Raw genomic sequence first — 17,997 nt, 5'->3', positions numbered from 1 at the left:
CGGGCTCAGCGCAGCCGGTCCATGATCTGCTTCAGCGACGCCGCCTCGGTGATCTTCATGCCGGTCGACCCGACCTCGGCGTCCGGGGGGACGATCGCCCTGGTGAAGCCGAGCCGGGCCGCCTCGGCCAGTCGCCGCCCGATGCCGTGCACCCGGCGCAGCTCACCGGCCAGGCCGAGCTCGCCGAGCACCACGAGATCGGCGGGCAGCGCGATGTCGCGCTTGGCCGAGACGACGGCCAGCGCGACCGCCAGGTCCGCGGCCGGCTCGGTGATCCTCATGCCGCCGACGGTCGCGGTGTAGACCTCGGCGTCGTGCAGCTTCAGCCCGCCCCGCCGCTCGACGACGGCGAGCAGCATCGGCACCCGGGACGCGTCCAGCCCGGTCACCGCCCGCCGCGGGCTCGGGATGTTCGCCCCGGCCACCAGCGCCTGCACCTCGGCCAGCAGCGGCCGCCTGCCGTCCATCACCACGGTCACCGCGGTGCCCGGCTGCACCCCGTCGCCGCCCTGGCCGAACCGGCCCAGGAACAGCCCCGACGGGTCGGGCAGCCCGACGATGCCCGAGTCGCGCAGCTCGAAGCAGCCGACCTCGTCGGCCGGGCCGAACCGGTTCTTCACGCCGCGCACCATCCGCAGCGCGGAGTGCTTGTCGCCCTCGAAGTGCAGCACCACGTCGACGACGTGCTCCAGCACCCGCGGGCCCGCGATGCCGCCGTCCTTGGTGACGTGGCCGACCAGCAGCACCGCCAGGCCGCGCTCCTTGGCGAGCGCGGTCAGCCCGATGGTCACCGCGCGGGTCTGGGTGACCCCGCCCGGGGTGCCGTCGACGCCTGCGGTGGACATGGTCTGGATCGAGTCGATCACCAGCAGCGACGGCGCCAGCGCGTCGACGTGCCCGAGCACCGACTCCAGGTCGGACTCGGCGGCGAGGTAGAGCTCGTCGTGCAGCCCGCCGGTCCGCTCGGCGCGCAGCCGGACCTGGCCCGCAGACTCCTCGCCGGACACGTAGAGCACCCGAGATCCGGCCGCCGCGCGGGCCGCTACCTCCAGCAGCAGGGTGGACTTCCCGACGCCGGGCTCACCGGCGAGCAGCACGACCGCGCCGGGCACCAGCCCGCCGCCCAGCACCCGGTCCAGCTCGTCGACGCCGGTCGGGCGGGCCCGGGCGGCGTCCAGCTCGACGTCGGCGATCCGCCGGGCCGGCGTGCTCGGTGCGCCCGCGACGACGGTGCGGCCGTTGCCGCGCGGGGCCTCGACCTGTTCGAGGCTGCCCCATGCCTGGCAGCCCGGGCAGCGGCCGACCCACTGCGCGGTGCGCTGGTCGCACTCGGTGCAGCGGTAGCCACCCGAGCGGGCCGCCCGGGTCCTGGTGGTCAGTTGCCGGCGGCGCCGCCGGCGCCGCTGCCCTCGTTGCCGGGGGCGGACTCGACGCCCTCGCCGTCGGTGACCGAGGTGTCCGCGCCGTCCTGGCCCTCGTCGGCCGGCAGCTCCGGCGGCGCCGGGGCGGCCTCGGCCTCGGCGGAGAAGTCGTCGCGCTCCGGGCCGGGGCCGAGCGGCACGTCCTCGGTCGGCACGGCGGCGGGCACCTGCGCGGTGACCGAACCGGCGCGCTCGAAGACGAACGTGACCGGGATGGTGTCGCCGGCGCCGATCGGCTGGGTCAGGCCCTCGAGGGTGATGTTCAGCGGGCGGCTCGCGGTCGGCGACAGCGGGAAGTTCGCCGCCGACACCAGAGCGATGTCCTGCGGGAGGACCGGGTCGCCGTCGACCAGCACGTTCGCGGCGGCCGGCGAGCTGACCGAGACCAGCCGGTCGGCGACGCTGCCGGAGTTCACCAGGGTGGCGCGCAGCGGCGCCGCGGTGCCCCTGGCGTAGAGCGCGGCCTCGCTGGCCGGCGACTCGGGATAGGCGACCTGCACGTCCCGCAGGTCGACCGAGCCGACCGAGACGTTGACGCCGTTGGTCGCGGCGACCTGCTGGGCGGTCTGCGAGAGCTGTCCCGCACCACACCCGCTCAGCAGCAGGCCGGTCAGGGCGACGGCTCCGGCGACCCCGGCCAGGGTGCGGACGGGACGGCGGTTGCGGCTCACGGTCGGCGTGTCCTTCCTGCCGGCCGGGAGCTGCTCCCGGCGCGCGTACGGCGAGTGCGGACCGGCGCGGTGGAATCGCCCGATCCGCCCGGCAGCCTAGTCGCGTGCCCCGCGCCGGTGCGCGGTCGGGCGTCCGCAGGCCGGCTCCGTCCACCGCGTGGCGGCCCGGTGGAGCGCAGGTGACGGGCTTCCGGCAGACCCGGGACACACCCGCGGGAACACGTTTTTCCGGTGTTGTCAACCCCCTGACCTGCGACGACGGTGAAAGCCGGTCACCGGCCCGTTCGAACGGCGTGTTAATCTGGACCCAGCGAAAGGGGCCAGAGGACACATGGTTTTCAAGGTCGGAGAGACCGTCGTCTACCCGCACCACGGTGCCGCGCTCATCGAGGCGATCGAGATGAGGACGATCAAGGGCGAGGAAGTGCAGTACCTCGTCCTGAAGGTTCAGCAGGGGGATCTGACGGTCCGCATTCCCGCCGACAACGTAGAGGTCGTCGGCGTTCGGGACGTGGTGGGTCAGGAGGGTCTGGATCGGGTCTTCGAGGTGTTGCGCGCGCCGCACACCGAGGAGCCCACGAACTGGTCCCGCCGTTACAAGGCGAACTGGGAGAAGCTCACCTCGGGCGACGTGAACAAGGTCGCCGAGGTCGTGCGTGACCTGTGGCGCCGGGAGAAGGACCGGGGGCTGTCCGCGGGCGAGAAGCGCATGCTCGCCAAGGCGCGGCAGATCCTGGTCAGCGAGCTCGCGCTGGCCGAGGGCACCGACGAGGAGCGGGCCGAGATCCTGCTCGACGAGGTGCTCGCCACCGCGAACGCCTGAGCATCGCGGAGTGAGCGGTTCGCCCGTCGTCGCCGTGCTGCCTGCGGCGGGTTCGGGGGTCCGGCTCGGTGCCGGGGTGCCGAAGGCGTTCGTCGAGGTCGGCGGCGTGCCCATGCTGGTGCGCGCCGTCGACGGCCTGCTCGGGTCCGGCGTCGTCGATCACGTGGTGGTCGTCGTCCCCGCCGAGCAGGTGCACGATGCGGTCGGGTTGCTCCCGGGCCGGCCGGTGACGGTCGTGCCCGGTGGCGCCGACCGCACCGCGTCGGTGGCCGCCGGGCTGGCCGCGACCCGGCCGGACGCCGAGGTCGTGCTGGTGCACGACGCCGCCCGCCCGCTGACCCCCGCCGGGGTGGTCCGCCGGGTGGTCGACGCGGTCCGCGCGGGCGCGCCCGCGGTGATCCCGGTGCTGCCGGTGACCGACACCGTCAAGACGGTGGATCCGGCTGGGACCGTACTGTCCACTGTGGACCGTTCCACGCTGCGGGCGGTGCAGACGCCGCAGGGCTTCCGGGCGCGTGAGCTTCGTCTCGCCTACGCCAGCGGTCCCGATCCGGCGACCGACGACGCCGGCCTGGTCGAGGCGCTCGGCGAGCCGGTCGCGACCGTCGCGGGCGATCCGCTCGCGTTCAAGGTGACGACCGGCTGGGACCTGCGGATCGCCGGGCTGCTGCTCGGCGGAGCACCGGATGAGGGGGTCGGTATCGAATGAGGGTCGGTATCGGGACCGACGTGCACCCCGTCGAGCCGGGCCGGGACTGCTGGGTCGCCGGCCTGCTGTGGGCCGGGGTGGACGGCTGCGCCGGGCACTCCGACGGCGACGTCGCCGCGCACGCGCTGTGCGACGCGCTGCTGTCCGCGGCCGGGCTCGGCGACCTCGGTGCGGTGTTCGGCACCGGCCGTCCGGAATGGTCCGGTGCCTCCGGTTCGGCGCTGCTGGCCGAGGTCCGCAGGCTGCTCGAACGCGACGGCTGGACGATCGAGAACGCCGCCGTCCAGGTGATCGGGAACGACCCGAAGATCGGCCGCCGGCGGGCCGAGGCCGAGCAGGTGCTGACCGGGGTCCTCGGTGGACCGGTCTCGGTGTCCGGCACCACCACCGACGGGCTCGGCCTCACCGGCCGCGGCGAGGGCCGGGCCGCGGTGGCGACCGCCCTGCTGCTGGCCGCCGGTCAGGGATAGGCCGCCGCGGTCCGCCGCTGGACCTCCTCCGGGTCCAGCTCCTCGCTGCGCGCGGCGACCATCCAGGCGTGGCCGTACGGATCGGCTATCCGGCCGCCGCGCTCGCCGTAGGGATGGTCGGCGACCTCGAAGAGCACCCGCCCGCCGCCGGCCACCATCGCCGCGGCGACCGCGTCCGGGTCGTCGACGTAGAGCGCGACGATCACCGCGCCGGGGCCGGCCGGTGCCGGGTCTGTGTCGTCGGCGTCCTTGACCGCCCAGAGCGCGTCGCCGGCCCGGAGCAGCGCGTGCACCACCCGGCCGGACCCGTCGGTGTAGCGCTCGACGAGCTCCGCGCCGAACGCCGCGGCGTAGAACCGGACGGCCCCGTCGGCGTCGGACACGACGAGCCTGGGGTACAGCTGCTGAACAGTCATGACGCACACCTTGCCGCTCGGACACCGCCGGTGTAGTGGACGAATCGGAGAGCCGTACCCTGGTGATGTGAGCCTCAGACTTCTCGACTCAGCGACCAGGGAGCAGCGTGCCTTCACGCCGCTGCGGGCCGGAGCCGTGTCGATGTACGTCTGTGGTGCCACCGTGCAGGGCCTGCCGCACATAGGTCACGTCCGGTCGAGCCTCAACTACGACGTGCTGCGCCGCTGGCTGACCCACGCCGGTTACGACGTCACGCTGGTCCGCAACGTCACCGACATCGACGACAAGATCCTGCGCAAGTCCGAGGCTGCCGGCCGTCCGTGGTGGGAGTGGGCCGCCACCCACGAGCGGGCCTTCACCGCCGCGTACGACGCGCTGGGCTGCCTGCCCGCCTCGATCGAGCCGCGCGCGACCGGGCACATCACGCAGATGGTCGACCTGATCGAGCGGCTGATCGACCGCGGGCACGCCTACACCGCGGCCGGCGACGTCTACTTCGCCGTCCGGACGCTGCCCGAGTACGGCTCGCTGTCCGGCCAGAAGGTGGACGACGTGCACCAGGGCGAGGGCCAGGGCGGGCACAAGCGCGATCCGCTGGACTTCACCCTGTGGAAGGCGGCGAAGCCGGGCGAGCCGAGCTGGCCGACCCCGTGGGGGCACGGCCGTCCGGGCTGGCACCTGGAGTGCTCGGCGATGGCCACCGCCTACCTCGGCCCGGAGTTCGACATCCACGGCGGCGGACTGGACCTGGTCTTCCCGCACCACGAGAACGAGCGCGCCCAGTCGCACGCGGCCGGCGACCCGTTCGCCCGGTTCTGGCTGCACAACGCCTGGGTGACCATGGGCGGCGAGAAGATGTCCAAGTCGCTGGGCAACACGCTGCAGATCGAGTCGCTGCTGCAGCGGGTCCGCCCGGCCGAGCTGCGCTACTACCTGGTCGGCCCGCACTACCGGTCGGCCATCGAGTACTCCGACGCCGCACTGGACGAGGCGGTCGCCGCCTACCGGCGGATCGAGTCGTTCGTGAACCGGGTCCGCGAGCGGCACGGGCTGCCCGAGCCGTCGGCGGACGTCCCGGCCGAGTTCGCCGCCGCCCTGGACGACGACCTGGGCACCCCCGGTGCCCTGTCGGTGATCCACAAGCTGGTGCGCGAGGGCAACACCGCGCTCGACGCGGGCGACGCCGGCACGGCCTCGCGGGCCGCGTCCTGCGTGCGCGCCACCACCGCCGTGATGGGGCTGGACCCGCTGGCCGCCGGCGGCGCCGCCGAGGCCACCGGTGACGGTGCCCGGGAGGCGCTGGCCACCCTGGTCGAGTCGATGCTGGAGCGTCGCCAGGCGGCGCGCGCCGAGCGCGACTTCGCCACCGCCGACCGGCTCCGCGACGAGCTGCTCGCCGCCGGCATCGCCGTCGAGGACGGCGCCGGCGGCTCCACCTGGACTCTCAAAGACGCATAGGACGCCCGATAACGATGGCAGGCAATTCCAAGCGCCGCGGAGCGATCCGCAAGGACGGCACCAAGAAGGGGATGGTCGTCGGCTCCGGCGGCCAGTCCCGCCGCGCGCTGCGCGGCAAGGGGCCGACCCCGCCCGGTGACCTGCGGCCCGGGCACCCCAAGCAGAAGGCGGCCGCCCGCCGGGCGGCCCAGCAGGATCAGCAGCGCCGCCGGCCGGTCGCCGGCCGGCGCGGCGACGGCGAGGGCCCGGAGACGGTGCTCGGCCGCAACCCGGTCGTCGAGTGCCTGCGCGCCGGCGTCCCGGCGACCGCCCTGCACGTCGCCACCGGCATGCCGGCCGACGAGCGGGTCGCCGAGGCGGTCGCGCTGGCCGCGGAGGCCGGGATCTCGATCCTGGAGGTCCCGCGCAACGATCTCGACCGGATCACCGGCGGGGCGCTGCACCAGGGGATGGCCCTGCAGGTGCCGCCGTACTCCTACGCCCACCCCGACGAGTTGCTGGAGCGGGCCGCCAACTCCGGCCGGCCCGCACTCGCGGTCGCCCTGGACGGCGTCACCGACCCGCGGAACCTCGGCGCGGTCGTCCGCTCGGTGAGCGCGTTCGGCGGGCACGGCGTCGTCGTCCCGCAGCGCCGCGCCGCCGGGATGACGGCGGTGGCCTGGCGGACCTCGGCCGGCACCGCGGCCCGGCTGCCGGTGGCCCGCGCGACGAACCTGACCCGGACGCTGCGCGAGTACGCCTCGGCCGGGCTGATGGTCGCCGGCCTGGCCGCCGACGGCGACGTCTCGCTCGACGACCTCGATCTCGCCACCGGCCCGCTGGTGCTGGTCACCGGGTCCGAGGGCAAGGGGCTGTCCCGGCTGGTCCGGGAGACCTGCGACGTCACCGTCTCGATCCCGCTGGCCGGGAACGTCGAGTCGCTCAACGCCTCGGTCGCCACCGGTGTGGTGCTGGCCGAGGTGGCGCGCCGCCGCCGCGTCGGTCGCTGACGGACCGGGCTCAGGCGCGGGCCACGGCGCGCCCGCGCAGCCGGGCGACCAGCCGGCACAGCAGGTAGGCGAGGAAGCCGATGGTCGCCACGTACGCCGACACCGGCAGCCCCGGCGCCAGCGACAGGATCGTGCCGCCGACCAGCGACACCTCGGCGATCACCACGGCCAGGATCGTCGCGCGGACCGGGTTGGCGGTCACCCGGTTCGCCGCGGCGCCCGGGACGATCATCACCGCGAGCACCAGGATCGCCCCGACGATCGGCACCGCGAGCGCGGTCACCAGCCCGATCAGCACCGCGAACACCAGCGACAGGGCGCGCACCGGCACGCCGCGGGCGAGCGCCACGTCCGGATCGGTGCTCGCGAACAGCAGCGGCCGGTAGACCACCAGCAGGGCGACGAGCACCAGCACCGCGACGACGGCGAGCACCCGCAGGTTGGTCCCGTCGACGGCCACGATCGAGCCGGTGAGCAGCCCGAACCGGTTCGCCGAGCGGCCCTCGTAGAGGGACAGGAACAGCACGCCGAGGCCGAGCCCGAACGCGAGCACGACGCCGATCACCGAGTCCCGCTCGCGCTGGCGCAGGCCGAGCACGCCGAAGATGGTCGCCGCGACGACCGCGCCGACCACCGACCCGAGCCCGACCTCCAGCCCGATCAGCAGCGCTGCCGCGCCGCCGGTGAAGGCGAGCTCGGCGGTGCCGTGCACGGCGAACGCCATGCCCCGGCTGACCACCAGCGGGGTGAGCAGCCCGGCGACCAGCCCGAGCACCGCGCAGGCGATCAGCGCGTTCTGCACGAACGGCTCGGCCAGCAGCTCCAGGGTGCCGTCGAAGGAGAACAGCCGGTCGATCACGCCGGGACCCCGCCGTGCTCGGCGTGCAGGCCGGCGTCCTCGGCGCCGACGACGACCAGCCGGTCCCGCACGCGCAGCACGTCCACCTCGGTGCGGTAGAGCTCGGAGAGCACCTCGGAGGTCATGACCTGCTCGGTCGGGCCGATCCGGAACCGGCCGTCGACCAGGTAGAGCACCCGGTCGACGAGCGGGAGCACCGGGTTGATCTCGTGCGTGACGAACAGCACGGCGGTGCCGTCGGTGCGCCGGCGCTCGTCGATCAGCCGGGTGACCGTGCGCTGGTGGGACAGGTCGAGGGAGAGCAGCGGCTCGTCGCACAGCAGCAGCGCCGGATCGCCGACGAGCGCCTGCGCGACCCGCAGCCGCTGCTGCTCGCCGCCGGAGAGCCTGCCGACCGGCGATCCGGCGTACCCGGTGCCGCCGACCGCGGCGAGCGCCCGGTCGACCCGCTCGCGCCGCTCCCGGCGGGCGCCGGGCCGGGCCCAGCCGGGGCCGAACCGGTGCCCGTCCAGGCCGAGCCCGACCAGGTCCCGCCCGCGCAGTGGCAGATCGGGATCGAGCTGCTGCTGCTGGGGGACGTAGCCGATCTCCGGGCTGCCGCGGCGCGGCGCGGCGCCGGCGATCCGGACCTCGCCCTCGGAGAGCGCGAGCAGCCCCAGCAGGACGCGCATCAGCGTCGTCTTGCCGGAGCCGTTCGGGCCGAGCACCGCGACGAACTCCCCGGGTGCGACGTCGAGGTCCAGGCCGGACCACAGGGTCCGGTCGCCGAACCGCAGGCCCGCCCCGCGCAGTGAGAGCGCCGGGGTGGTCACTGCGAGAGCGCCGCGTTCAGCTCGTCGAGGTTGCCGTTCATCCACTGGACGTAGTCGTCGACGCCCTCGGGCAGCGTCTCGCTCATCTCGACGACCGGGACGCCGGCCTGCTCGGCAGCGGCCCGCACCTGGTCGGTGCTCGCGGACTCGGTCTGGCTGTTGACGATCAGCACGTCGGCCGGCGGCTGGTTGCGGAACAGGTCCAGGGTCTGCGCGACGACGGCGGCCGGCGGGTCGGTGCCCTCCTCGACGGCCGAGGAGAACTCCTGCGGCGTGACGTTCTCCAGGCCGGCCGACTCCAGCAGGTAGTCCGGGACCGGCTCGGTGACGACGACCCGGGCGTCCGGGTGGCTGCGGCCGATGTCGGTGGCCTTCGAGGTCAGCTGGGCGATGCCGCCGGAGACGGCCTGGGCGTTGCTCCGGAAGTACTCGGCGGCCGACGGGTCGATCTCGGCGAGCCGGTCGGCGAGCTGCTGGGCGACCTGCTGCACGGTCGGCAGGCTGTACCAGACGTGCTCGTTGAACGCGCCGTGGTCGTGTCCCTCGTGGCCGCCCGCCTCGTCCTCGTGCGCGTGGTCGTGGCCCGCCTCGTCCTCGTGCGCGTGCCCGGCCTCCTCCTCGTGCGCGTGCCCGGCCTCGCCCTCGTGCGCGTGCCCGGCCTCGTCGGCGCCCTCCAGCCCGGAGACCTCGACCGCGTCGACCACCGGCGCCTGGTTGCCGGAGGAGGCGATGAGGCCGGTCATGAACGCGTCGTAGCCGCCGCCGTTCATCAGGATCAGCTGGGCGTCGCCGACGGTCAGGGCGTCCTGCGGGGTCGCTTCGTAGCCGTGCGGGTCCACGTTCGGCGAGTCGATGATCGACTCGACCTGCACGTAGTTGCCGCCGACGGCGCGCGCGACGGCGCCCCAGGCGTCGGTGGAGGCGACGATCGCGGTCTGCGGGATGTCCGGGCTGGTCGGGGCGTCCACCTGGCCGGAGCCACAGGCGGACAGGCCCAGCGAGAGGGCGGCGAGCCCGGCCACCAGCGCGGCCGGGCGGAGCGGGGAACGGGACACGACCGAACTCCTATCAACGTATCGTCATGTATTTATCGAAAATCGTTCTCAAATTCACTCTACAGTCGGGCCGGACTGCGACGATGTGATCCATACGCCCGGGCCGGGGCGGACTTTCACCCGGGTGACGCCGCCGCTACCGTTCGAGGCGTGACCGGTCCCCAGCACCAGCGGCGTCCGGCGACGCTCGCGTCGCTGGCGGCCGAGCTCGGCGTCTCCCGGACCACCGTGTCCAACGCCTACAACCGCCCCGACCAGCTGTCCGCGCCGCTGCGCGAGCGCGTCCTGGAGGCGGCCCGCCGGCTCGGGTACCCCGGCCCGGACCCGGTGGCCCGCTCGCTGCGCACCCGCCGGGCCGGCGCGGTCGGGCTGCTGCTCACCGAGGCGCTGAGCTACGCCTTCCGCGACCCGGGCGCCACCGGCTTCCTCGAGGGGCTCGCGCTGGCCTGCGAGAAGGCGGGCACCGGGCTGCTGCTGGTGCCGGTCAGCCCGGAGCACTCCGACGTCGACGCCGTCTACCAGGCGGGGGTGGACGGCTTCGTCGTCTACTCGGTCAGCGAGGACGACCCGCACTTCCGCGCCGTCCTGCAGCGTCCGGTGCCGACCGTGGTGTGCGACCAGCCGGCCGGCGTCGAGGGCGTCGACCGGGTCGGCGTCGACGACCGGGCGGGCACCCTGGCGCTCGGCCGCTACCTGGTGGAGCTGGGGCACCGGCGGATCGGCGTGCTGTGCATGCGGCTCAGCTCGCAGCGGCACGACGGGCCGGTCGGTCCCGAGCGGCAGGAACGCAGCACCTACAGCGTGCAGCGGGAGCGGCTGGCCGGCCTGCGCGAGGCGTTCACCGAGGCCGGGGTCAGCTGGTCCACGGTGCCGGTGATCGAGCGCTTCGAGCACTCCGCCGAGGCCGGGGCCGACGGCGCGGCCGCCCTGCTGGACGCGCACCCGGGGATCACCGCGGTCGTCTGCACCTCCGACATCCTCGCCCTCGGCGCGCTCGGTGAGGCCCGGGAACGCGGCCTGCGGGTCCCCGAGGACCTGTCGGTCGCCGGGTTCGACGGTGTGCCCGAGGCCGACCGGGTCGGGCTGACCACGGTCCGGCAGCCGTTCCGGGAGAAGGGCCGGGAGGCCGGGCGGCTGCTGCTGGAACGCGGCGACCGGCACGTCTCCGAGCACGTCACGCTGCCGACCGAGCTGGTCGTCGGCTCCACCACCCGGGCGCTGCGGCAGTCGGGGGAGTTCTTCTCCGGATGGTGAGGCTGACCGGTCTCCTCCGGTACCCGGTGAAGTCCTGCCGCGGGACGCCGGAGGACCGGCTCCCCGTCGAGCGCGCCGGACTCGCCGGCGACCGGCGGTGGATGGTCGTCGACCCGGACGGCGTGATGGTCACCGGCCGGAAGCACCCGCGGCTGGTCCTCGCCGCGCCGCGGCTCCCCGCCGGCGGCGGCCTGGAGGTGACCGGACCCGGGCTCCCGGTGCTGCAGGTCGCCGAGCCGGACCCGGCCGTCGGGACCGTCCCGGTGCGGGTGCACCGCTCGGACACCGCCGGGGTGCCGGCGGGCCCCGTGGCCGACCGGTGGTTCTCCCGGCTGCTCGGCACCGACGTGCGCCTGGTGCACCTCGACGACCCGGACCGCCGGCGGCCCGATCCGGAGTTCTCCCGGCCGCAGGACCGGGTGTCCTACGCCGACGGGTACCCGCTGCTGCTGACCTCGCAGGACTCCCTCGACGCGCTGAACGAGCTGGTCGCGGACGGCCCGCACGCCGCGGAGGGGCCGCTGCCGATGAGCCGGTTCCGGCCGAACCTCGTGGTGTCCGGGGCGGCGCCGTGGGCCGAGGACGGCTGGCGGCGGATCACCGTCGGCGACGTCGCGTTCCGGGTCGCGAAACCCTGCGCCCGGTGTGTGTTCACCACGGTCGACCCGGTGACGGCCGATCGCGGCCGGGAGCCGATGGTCACCCTCGCCCGGCACCGACGGGTGGGCGGCGGCGTGCTGTTCGGCGTGAATCTCATCCCCGACCTCGATCCCGGCCCCGGCCCGGGCCCCGGCCCCGAGCTGCGGGTCGGCGACGAGCTGACCGTCACCGGCCGGGCCCGCTCCTGACCGCACCGGTCCGCGCGTCGGCCAGCCGGTGCAGCAGCGGTTCCAGCTCGTGCGGATCGGCGATCCGGTAGCCGGCGGCGGTGGCGCCGTCGCCGACCTTGATCCCGACGTCGTCCGGGCCGAGCGTGCCGAACACGGTCTCGTCGGTGACGTCGTCGCCGGCGAACAGCACCGGACCGGCGCCGAGCGCGTCGCGCAGCGCGGCCACCGCGGCGCCCTTGGTGGTGCGCAGCACCGCGAGGTCCAGCACGTCCTTGCCCGCGGTGGCGTCGACGCCGTCGCGCACCCACTCGGCCTCGACCTGCTCCAGCAGCGCGGCACCGGTCGCCGGGTCCATCCCGCGCACGTGCACGGCGCCGCCGGCCGGTTTGGTCTCCAGCCGGGCGCCCGGGGTGGCCTCGACCAGCTCCCGCAGGCCGTCGAGCAGCGCGGCCCGCCGCCGGGCCTGCGCGTCGCTGAGCAGCCCGCCGCGGCCGAGCAGCTCGGAGAGCCGCGCGTCGAACTCGGCGCCGTGGCTGCCGACCAGCCCGACCGGCGGGCCGAAGCCGGAGACGGTCGCGAGATCGTCGAGCCCGCGGCCGGAGACCAGCACCACCGTGGTGGCATCGGTGCCGGCGAGCCGGCGCACCGCGTCGGCGGACCCCGGCAGCGGCCGGGACGCCGACGGATCGTCCACCAGCGGCGCCAGCACGCCGTCGAAGTCGAGCGCCACCAGCAGCCGGTCGGCCCGGGCCAGCCGGTCCAGCGCGCCGGCCGGGCCCGCCGGCGTCACCGGTCCACCTTCACGCCCAGCGTCTCCAGGAACGAGCGCGCCCACCGGTCCACGTCGTGGTCGAGCACCTGGCGGCGCAGCGTGCGCATCCGCTTGCGGCCCTCGTCGGGGTTCATCGTCAGCGCCGCGTACAGCGCCTCCTTGACCCCGTCGGTGTCGTGCGGGTTCACCAGCAGCGCCGAGGTCAGCTCGATCGCGGCGCCGGCGAACTCGGACAGCACCAGCACGCCGCCGTCGTCGTGCCGGGCCGCCACGTACTCCTTGGCGACCAGGTTCATGCCGTCCCGCAACGGGGTGACCAGCATGACGTCGGCGGCCAGGAAGAACGCGACCAGCTCCTCGCGGGGCAGCGAGCGGTGCAGGTAGTGCACGGCGGGATGGCCGACCCTGGCGAACTCGCCGTTGATCCGGCCGACCGCCTGCTCGATGTCGTTGCGCATCTGCTGGTAGTGCTCGACCCGCTCGCGCGACGGCGTGGCCAGCTGGATCATCACGGTGTCGATGGCCGACTCCGCTCCGCTGCGCGTCGTGTCGCCGCCCGTGATCCGGTTCTCCTCCAGGAGCTCCTGGAACGCGCGCAGCCGCACGTCGATGCCCTTGGTGTAGTCCAGCCGGTCGACGCCCAGCACGATCCGCGCGGGGTTCCCGAGCTCCTCGCGGATCTGCGCGGCCCGCTTCAGGACGGTCTCGGTGCGGGACAGCTCGTCGAGCTGCTTGGTGTCGATCGAGATCGGGAACGCGCCCAGCCGGACCTGCCGGCCGCCGTAGCGCACCACCTCCGGATCCCGGTCCGGGGTCGCGCCGGCCAGCTCCTGGGCGAGCCAGTGGAAGTTGCGGACGCCGCCGTCGGTGTGGAACCCGACCAGGTCCGCGCCGAGCAGGCCCTCCATGATCCGGGTCCGCCACGGGAGCTGGCGGAACAGCTCCACCGGGGGGAACGGGATGTGCAGGAAGAACCCGATCCGCAGGTCCGGCCGCAGCTCGCGCAGCCGCCCCGGGACCAGCTGGAGCTGGTAGTCCTGCACCCACACGGTCGCGCCGTGCGCCGCGACCCTGGCGACCTCCTCGGCGAAGCGCTGGTTGACCGCGGTGTAGGCCCGCCACCAGTGCCGGTGGAACTGCGGCTGGGCGACCACGTCGTGGTAGAGCGGCCAGAGCGTGCCGTTGGAGAAGCCCTCGTAGTAGTCCTCGACCTCCTGGGCGGAGAGCCGGACCGGGTAGAGCGACAGGCCGTCCTCCACCAGCGGATCGACCTCGACGTCCGGGACGCCGGGCCAGCCGACCCAGGCGCCCTCCCGGGCCCGCAGCGTCGGTTCCAGCGCCGTGACCAGGCCCCCCGGGCTGCGCTTCCAGCCGGTGCTGCCGTCCGGCCGGCGTTCGTAGTCCACCGGCAGCCGGTTGGCCACCACCACCAGATCCGCCGCGGTCACCGGTTCGCCGCTGGTCACATGCCCTCCTCGACGCACGGGCCGCGGGCGCGTCCCGGGCCCGTCGCCGAGCCTACTTCGAGTCGGCGGGGGCGGCCTGCGATTCGGCGGCGTCGGAGTCCGGCGCGAGCATGTAGCCGCTGCCGGTGGACGGGCTGTCCCCGGAGGTCGGCGTCTCCTCCGGCCGGCGCCGCGGCCGGGTCGCGAACTGGCCCAGCGCCACACCGGAGGCCAGCGCGAGACCGATCGCCAGCGCGATCGTGACCGTCACCAGTCCCTCCGAGACGCCCTCCACGGCCAGCTGGTAGAAGCCGCGGTAGGCGGCCAGGCCGGGGAGCAGCGGGGTGACGCCGGCCAGCGTCACCACCATCGGCGGGGTGTCGGTCCCGCGCCGGAGCAGCCCGGCGGCCAGGCCGACCACCAGGGCCGCGGCGCCGGTCGCCGGGACCGCCCCGATCCCGAACACCTGGGTCAGCACGCCGTAGACCGCCCAGCTCGCCGCGCCGACCGCACCGGCGATCGGCAGCGAGCGCAGCGGGGCGTACCCGGCGAGCGCGTAGAACGCGGCCGCCAGCGCGCCGGACAGCACCGACAGGCCGAACTGCCCGACGCTGGACGGCAGGTCCCCGGACACCTCGATCGGCACGTCGAACTGGAAGCCCAGCTGCAGCCCGAGCACGACGCCGGTGAGCAGCCCCGCCGACAGCAGCGAGATCTCCACGATCCGGGCCGCCGCCGTCAGGTAGTAGCCGGTCAGTGCGTCCTGCACGGTGGAGACGACGCTCAGCCCGGACAGCAGCACGGTGATCCCGGCCGCCACGATGAACGAGGGTCTGGTCCCGGCCGGGAACAGCCCGATCGAGATCAGCAGGATCGTCGACGCGGTCACCAGGAAGCCGCCGAGCACCTGCTGGAAGAACGACGCGACCCCCCACCGGGCCAGCAGCCTGCCGATCCGGTCGATCACCGCCGTCGTGACGAAGGCCGCCGTGGCGGTGATCGGGCCGCCGCCGAGCAGCAGCGCGATCGACGCGGCGAGCCCGGCCCAGCCGAACGTCGCGACCCAGCGCGGGTAGGGGTGCGGGCTGCGCACCACGTCCGACACCCGCGACGACGCCGCGCGCACGTCCAGCCGGCCCGCCTCCAGGTCGCGGACGATCTGCTCGGTCTCGGCCAGCCGGGACAGGTCCAGGGTCCGGTAGCGGACCAGCCGCATCGTGGTGACCGGCTGTGCCGCGTTGCCCCGGTGGCAGCACATCGTGATCGAGGTGAACGTGATGTCGACGTCCACCGCCGGGAGGCCGGCCGCGTTGGCCAGCCGCAGCATCGTCGCGGTGACCTCGTCCACCGACTCGCCGCTGGACAGCTCGATCTCGCCGATCCGCATGCAGAGGTCGAGGACCTGCTGGACCTGGGCGTCGTCGGGGACCTGGGGGCCGAGCATCAGCATCGGCACCGTCGACGGGCCGGGGGTCAGCAGCCGTTTCGCGTCCCGCCGCAGCGCCCCGCGCAGTCGCCGCGCGAACCTGTCGGCGGGCGGCGTGTCCTCGGCCACGTTCGGTTCACCTCTCCTGTAGTCCGTGCGGCCTCCCAGGCTAGGGATCTGTGTCGGGCGGGTGACGGCGGCACGGCCGGACGCCCGTCCGGTGCGTCCGGTGGGCGGGCGGGGAGGGTGTGGGAGGGGCGGGAAGCTAGTCTGGGGCGACCCGCCGGTGTAGCTCAGTGGTAGAGCAACTGTCTTGTAAACAGTAGGTCGTCGGTTCGATCCCGACCTCCGGCTCCGCGTCTGACCAGGTGTTCCCGCCTGCGCGGAGTCCCGTCGCGCGGCTCGTCCGTCCCGCAGCTCCCGCAGCTCCCGCAGCTCCCGCAGCTCCCGCAGCGACTAGACGACTGGTCTAATGGGCCGTACAGTGGTCCCGTGCCCGCCACCGACACCCGGCAGAACATCCTCGACGTCGGCCAACGCCTGATGGCCGACCGGGGATGGGGGTCGGTGGGCATCAACGAGGTGCTCGGCGCGGCCGGGGTCCCCAAGGGCTCGTTCTACCACTGGTTCAGCTCGAAGGACGCCTTCGGCGAGGCGATGATCCGGAACTACTTCGTCGGCTACCTGGCGGAGATGGACGGGATCCTCGCGGGTACGTCCCCGGCGGCCGGCCGGTTGATGGACTACTGGCGGAACTGGCGTGCCACCCAGAGCCTCCGGGACTGTCAGGGCAGGTGCCTGGCGGTCAAGCTCGGGGCCGAGGTGGCCGACCTGTCGGAGTCGATGCGGACGGCGCTGAAGGCGGGCACCGACTCGATCGTCGACCGGGTGCGGCGGACCGTCGAGGCCGGTGTGGCGGACGGCTCGATCCCGGTCGGGCTCGACGCCGCCGCCACCGCCCGCACGCTCTACGACCTGTGGCTGGGGGCCAGCGTGATGGCGAAGATCCAGCGGGACACCGCCCCGCTGGACAACGCGCTCGCCGTCACCGAGCGGATCCTGGGCGCCACGACGGCCGGATAGCCCGGACAGTCGCCGGCCGGTCCGGTGCATAACGGTGCACGATGCCGGGTACTAGTCGACCGGTCTACTCAATGCCCGCGGCACGGGCAGCACGCGACACAGAACGCGACACACAGCACGCGACATACGACGGAGGAGCTCCATGAAGGTCACCATCGTTCTCACCTCGCACGACGAGCTCGGCGACACCGGCCGCAAGACCGGGTTCTGGCTGGAGGAGCTGGCCGCGCCGTACTACCGGTTCGTCGACGCCGGCCACGAGGTCGTCCTGGCCTCGCCCGCGGGCGGCCGGCCGCCGCTCGACCCGGCGAGCAACGAGCCGGACTTCCGGACCGACGACACCCGCCGGTTCGAGGCCGATCCGGTCGCGACCGCGGCGCTGGCGAACACCGTGCGGCTGGACTCGGTCACCGCGGCCGACGCGGACGCGGTGTTCTACCCGGGCGGTCACGGGCCGCTGTGGGACCTCGCCGAGGACCGGGACTCGGTGCGCCTGATCGAGGGCACGCTGCGTGCCGGCAAGCCGGTGTCGCTGGTGTGCCACGCGCCGGGCGTCCTGCGCCACGTCGTCGACGAGGACGGCGCACCGCTGGTGTCCGGGCGCCGGGTCACCGGTTTCACCAACTCCGAGGAGGCGGCCGTGGGGCTGGTCGACATCGTCCCGTTCCTGGTCGAGGACGAGCTGACCCGGCTCGGCGGCGACTACTCGCAGGGCGACGACTGGGCGTCCTACGTGGTGCAGGACGGCCTGCTGATCACCGGCCAGAACCCGGCGTCGTCCGCGGCGGCGGCGGACGCGCTGATCGCGCGGGTCGCCGCGTGAAGGTCTTCGTCATCGGCCTGACCGGCGGGGTCGGCTCGCTCGCCGCCCGGTCGCTGCAGGAGCGCGGCGACTCCGTGTCCGGCCTGGTGCGCCGGGCCGGGCAGCGCGACGAGCTGGTGGCGGCGGGCGTCGACGCGACGCTCGGCGACCTGACCACCATCACGCCGGCCGAGCTCGCCGGGCTCGTCCGCGGCGCCGACGCGATCCTGTTCACCGCCGGTGCGGGCGGCGCCGGGGCCGAGGCCACCTCGGCGATCGACGGCGCCGGCGTCGACACGGCGATCGAGGCCGCGCAGATCGCCGGTGTCCGGCGCTTCCTGCTGGTCTCGGTGTTCCCCGAGGCGTGGCGCGAACGGAACCTCGGGCCCGGCTTCGACCACTACATCGCGGTGAAGAAGGGCGCCGACGTCGCGCTGACCCGCAGCGGCCTGGACTGGGTCGTCCTCCGGCCGGCGGTGCTGCTCGACGAGCCGGGACGGGGCACGGTCGCGCTCGGCCAGGCCCAGATCCACACCGAGGTGACCCGCCGGGACGTCGCCGACACGCTGGTCGCGCTGCTGTACGAACCCCGGGTGAACCGGCAGATCCTCGAGCTCGCCCGGGGCGGGACACCGATCGACGAGGCCGTGGCGGGCGTCGTACCGGCCCGCTGAGCGTGCCCGGGGCGGCGGCGGGAAGCC

At 74.4% G+C, this 17,997-nt stretch carries 19 protein-coding genes and 1 tRNA gene; 11 read left to right on the top strand and 9 right to left on the bottom strand.

Going from position 1 to position 17,997, the window contains the following annotated elements:
• Window positions 1-5: 5 nt before the first annotated feature.
• Both radA and ABD160_RS11490 read right to left on the bottom strand, forming a co-directional pair.
• Entirely contained in the window at window positions 6-1,379 is a 1,374-nt protein-coding gene (gene radA / locus ABD160_RS11495) for a DNA repair protein RadA (protein WP_344021757.1), read from the bottom strand.
• Entirely contained in the window at window positions 1,376-2,092 is a 717-nt protein-coding gene (locus tag ABD160_RS11490; RefSeq protein WP_344021352.1) for a copper chaperone PCu(A)C domain-containing protein, read from the bottom strand. The genes radA and ABD160_RS11490 overlap by 4 nt, the downstream gene beginning before the upstream one ends.
• 331 nt (window positions 2,093-2,423) lie before the next feature.
• Between ABD160_RS11490 and ABD160_RS11485 the strand changes: the two genes are divergently transcribed.
• Genes ABD160_RS11485 through ispF form a run of 3 tightly spaced genes read left to right on the top strand, consistent with a single transcriptional unit; the run spans window position 2,424 to window position 4,094 of the window.
• Entirely contained in the window at window positions 2,424-2,915 is a 492-nt protein-coding gene (locus ABD160_RS11485) for a CarD family transcriptional regulator (protein ID WP_085910376.1), read from the top strand.
• A 10-nt stretch (window positions 2,916-2,925) separates the two neighbouring features.
• Window positions 2,926-3,624 carry a 2-C-methyl-D-erythritol 4-phosphate cytidylyltransferase gene (ispD, locus tag ABD160_RS11480; protein ID WP_344021349.1) on the top strand — a complete coding sequence of 233 codons (699 nt, stop codon included), beginning with the start codon at window positions 2,926-2,928 and terminating at the stop codon, window positions 3,622-3,624.
• Entirely contained in the window at window positions 3,621-4,094 is a 474-nt protein-coding gene (gene ispF / locus ABD160_RS11475) for a 2-C-methyl-D-erythritol 2,4-cyclodiphosphate synthase (RefSeq protein ID WP_344021346.1), read from the top strand. The genes ispD and ispF overlap by 4 nt, the downstream gene beginning before the upstream one ends.
• On the opposite strand, the gene ABD160_RS11470 is transcribed toward ispF, so the two are convergent.
• Window positions 4,085-4,510 carry a VOC family protein gene (locus tag ABD160_RS11470; RefSeq protein ID WP_344021344.1) on the bottom strand — a complete coding sequence of 142 codons (426 nt, stop codon included), beginning with the start codon at window positions 4,508-4,510 and terminating at the stop codon, window positions 4,085-4,087. The genes ispF and ABD160_RS11470 overlap by 10 nt on opposite strands.
• A gap of 67 nt (window positions 4,511-4,577) precedes the next feature.
• On the opposite strand from ABD160_RS11470, the gene cysS reads away from it, so the two are divergent.
• Window positions 4,578-5,969 (top strand): cysteine--tRNA ligase, encoded by a 1,392-nt coding sequence (gene cysS / locus ABD160_RS11465; RefSeq protein WP_344021342.1) that lies wholly within the window; start codon window positions 4,578-4,580, stop codon window positions 5,967-5,969.
• A gap of 14 nt (window positions 5,970-5,983) precedes the next feature.
• Window positions 5,984-6,958 carry a 23S rRNA (guanosine(2251)-2'-O)-methyltransferase RlmB gene (gene rlmB, locus ABD160_RS11460; RefSeq protein WP_344021340.1) on the top strand — a complete coding sequence of 325 codons (975 nt, stop codon included), beginning with the start codon at window positions 5,984-5,986 and terminating at the stop codon, window positions 6,956-6,958.
• A 10-nt stretch (window positions 6,959-6,968) separates the two neighbouring features.
• Here rlmB and ABD160_RS11455 read toward each other — a convergent pair whose 3' ends face one another.
• Genes ABD160_RS11455 through ABD160_RS11445 form a run of 3 tightly spaced genes read right to left on the bottom strand, consistent with a single transcriptional unit; the run spans window position 6,969 to window position 9,684 of the window.
• Entirely contained in the window at window positions 6,969-7,814 is an 846-nt protein-coding gene (locus tag ABD160_RS11455) for a metal ABC transporter permease (protein ID WP_344021755.1), read from the bottom strand.
• Complete coding sequence (locus ABD160_RS11450; protein WP_344021338.1) at window positions 7,814-8,629, bottom strand: metal ABC transporter ATP-binding protein; 816 nt, start codon at window positions 8,627-8,629, stop codon at window positions 7,814-7,816. The genes ABD160_RS11455 and ABD160_RS11450 overlap by 1 nt, the downstream gene beginning before the upstream one ends.
• Window positions 8,626-9,684, bottom strand: coding sequence for a metal ABC transporter solute-binding protein, Zn/Mn family (locus ABD160_RS11445; protein WP_344021336.1), 1,059 nt, complete (start codon window positions 9,682-9,684; stop codon window positions 8,626-8,628). Before ABD160_RS11445 ends, ABD160_RS11450 begins: the two co-directional genes overlap by 4 nt.
• A gap of 150 nt (window positions 9,685-9,834) precedes the next feature.
• Here ABD160_RS11445 and ABD160_RS11440 point away from each other — a divergent pair, with 150 nt between their 5' ends.
• Both ABD160_RS11440 and ABD160_RS11435 read left to right on the top strand, forming a co-directional pair.
• A complete protein-coding gene (locus ABD160_RS11440; protein WP_344021334.1) occupies window positions 9,835-10,938 on the top strand; it encodes a LacI family DNA-binding transcriptional regulator in 1,104 nt (367 codons plus the stop codon).
• Window positions 10,932-11,786 (top strand): MOSC domain-containing protein, encoded by an 855-nt coding sequence (locus ABD160_RS11435; protein ID WP_344021332.1) that lies wholly within the window; start codon window positions 10,932-10,934, stop codon window positions 11,784-11,786. Before ABD160_RS11440 ends, ABD160_RS11435 begins: the two co-directional genes overlap by 7 nt.
• Here ABD160_RS11435 and otsB read toward each other — a convergent pair.
• The 3 genes from otsB to ABD160_RS11420 are packed head-to-tail and all read right to left on the bottom strand — an operon-like array spanning window position 11,764 to window position 15,540.
• The gene (gene otsB / locus ABD160_RS11430) at window positions 11,764-12,558 is read right to left on the bottom strand and encodes a trehalose-phosphatase (RefSeq protein ID WP_344021330.1); all 795 of its coding nucleotides are present in this window, start codon (window positions 12,556-12,558) and stop codon (window positions 11,764-11,766) included. The two genes, ABD160_RS11435 and otsB, sit on opposite strands and share 23 nt — an antisense overlap.
• Entirely contained in the window at window positions 12,555-14,006 is a 1,452-nt protein-coding gene (locus ABD160_RS11425) for an alpha,alpha-trehalose-phosphate synthase (UDP-forming) (RefSeq protein ID WP_344021328.1), read from the bottom strand. Before ABD160_RS11425 ends, otsB begins: the two co-directional genes overlap by 4 nt.
• A gap of 52 nt (window positions 14,007-14,058) precedes the next feature.
• Window positions 14,059-15,540, bottom strand: coding sequence for a threonine/serine exporter family protein (locus ABD160_RS11420; RefSeq protein WP_344021326.1), 1,482 nt, complete (start codon window positions 15,538-15,540; stop codon window positions 14,059-14,061).
• Window positions 15,541-15,693: 153 nt separating this feature from the next.
• On the opposite strand from ABD160_RS11420, the gene ABD160_RS11415 reads away from it, so the two are divergent.
• The 4 genes from ABD160_RS11415 to ABD160_RS11400 all read left to right on the top strand — a co-directional run bounded on the left by ABD160_RS11415 (window position 15,694) and on the right by ABD160_RS11400 (window position 17,970).
• Window positions 15,694-15,765: transfer RNA gene (locus ABD160_RS11415), tRNA-Thr, on the top strand.
• A gap of 138 nt (window positions 15,766-15,903) precedes the next feature.
• Window positions 15,904-16,494 carry a TetR/AcrR family transcriptional regulator gene (locus ABD160_RS11410; RefSeq protein ID WP_344021324.1) on the top strand — a complete coding sequence of 197 codons (591 nt, stop codon included), beginning with the start codon at window positions 15,904-15,906 and terminating at the stop codon, window positions 16,492-16,494.
• Between the two features lie 142 nt (window positions 16,495-16,636).
• Window positions 16,637-17,317: a type 1 glutamine amidotransferase domain-containing protein gene (locus tag ABD160_RS11405; protein WP_344021322.1), complete on the top strand. Its 681-nt coding sequence runs from the start codon at window positions 16,637-16,639 to the stop codon at window positions 17,315-17,317.
• Window positions 17,314-17,970: an NAD(P)H-binding protein gene (locus ABD160_RS11400; protein WP_344021320.1), complete on the top strand. Its 657-nt coding sequence runs from the start codon at window positions 17,314-17,316 to the stop codon at window positions 17,968-17,970. The genes ABD160_RS11405 and ABD160_RS11400 overlap by 4 nt, the downstream gene beginning before the upstream one ends.
• Window positions 17,971-17,997: the final 27 nt, after the last annotated feature.

It is taken from the genome of Pseudonocardia kongjuensis (assembly GCF_039526905.1).
Lineage (GTDB): Bacteria > Actinomycetota > Actinomycetes > Mycobacteriales > Pseudonocardiaceae > Pseudonocardia > Pseudonocardia kongjuensis.
This window is presented reverse-complemented; position numbering and strand designations above follow the sequence as displayed.

What these genes read in the sequence shown, in the direction of transcription:
- ispF (WP_344021346.1), top strand. Translation starts at nt 3,621, where the DNA reads ATGAGGGTCGGTATCGGGACCGACGTGCACCCCGTCGAGCCGGGCCGG.
- ABD160_RS11405 (WP_344021322.1), top strand. Translation starts at nt 16,637, where the DNA reads ATGAAGGTCACCATCGTTCTCACCTCGCACGACGAGCTCGGCGACACC.
- rlmB (WP_344021340.1), top strand. Translation starts at nt 5,984, where the DNA reads ATGGCAGGCAATTCCAAGCGCCGCGGAGCGATCCGCAAGGACGGCACC.
- ABD160_RS11435 (WP_344021332.1), top strand. Translation starts at nt 10,932, where the DNA reads ATGGTGAGGCTGACCGGTCTCCTCCGGTACCCGGTGAAGTCCTGCCGC.
- ABD160_RS11470 (WP_344021344.1), bottom strand. Translation starts at nt 4,510, where the DNA reads ATGACTGTTCAGCAGCTGTACCCCAGGCTCGTCGTGTCCGACGCCGAC.
- ABD160_RS11485 (WP_085910376.1), top strand. Translation starts at nt 2,424, where the DNA reads ATGGTTTTCAAGGTCGGAGAGACCGTCGTCTACCCGCACCACGGTGCC.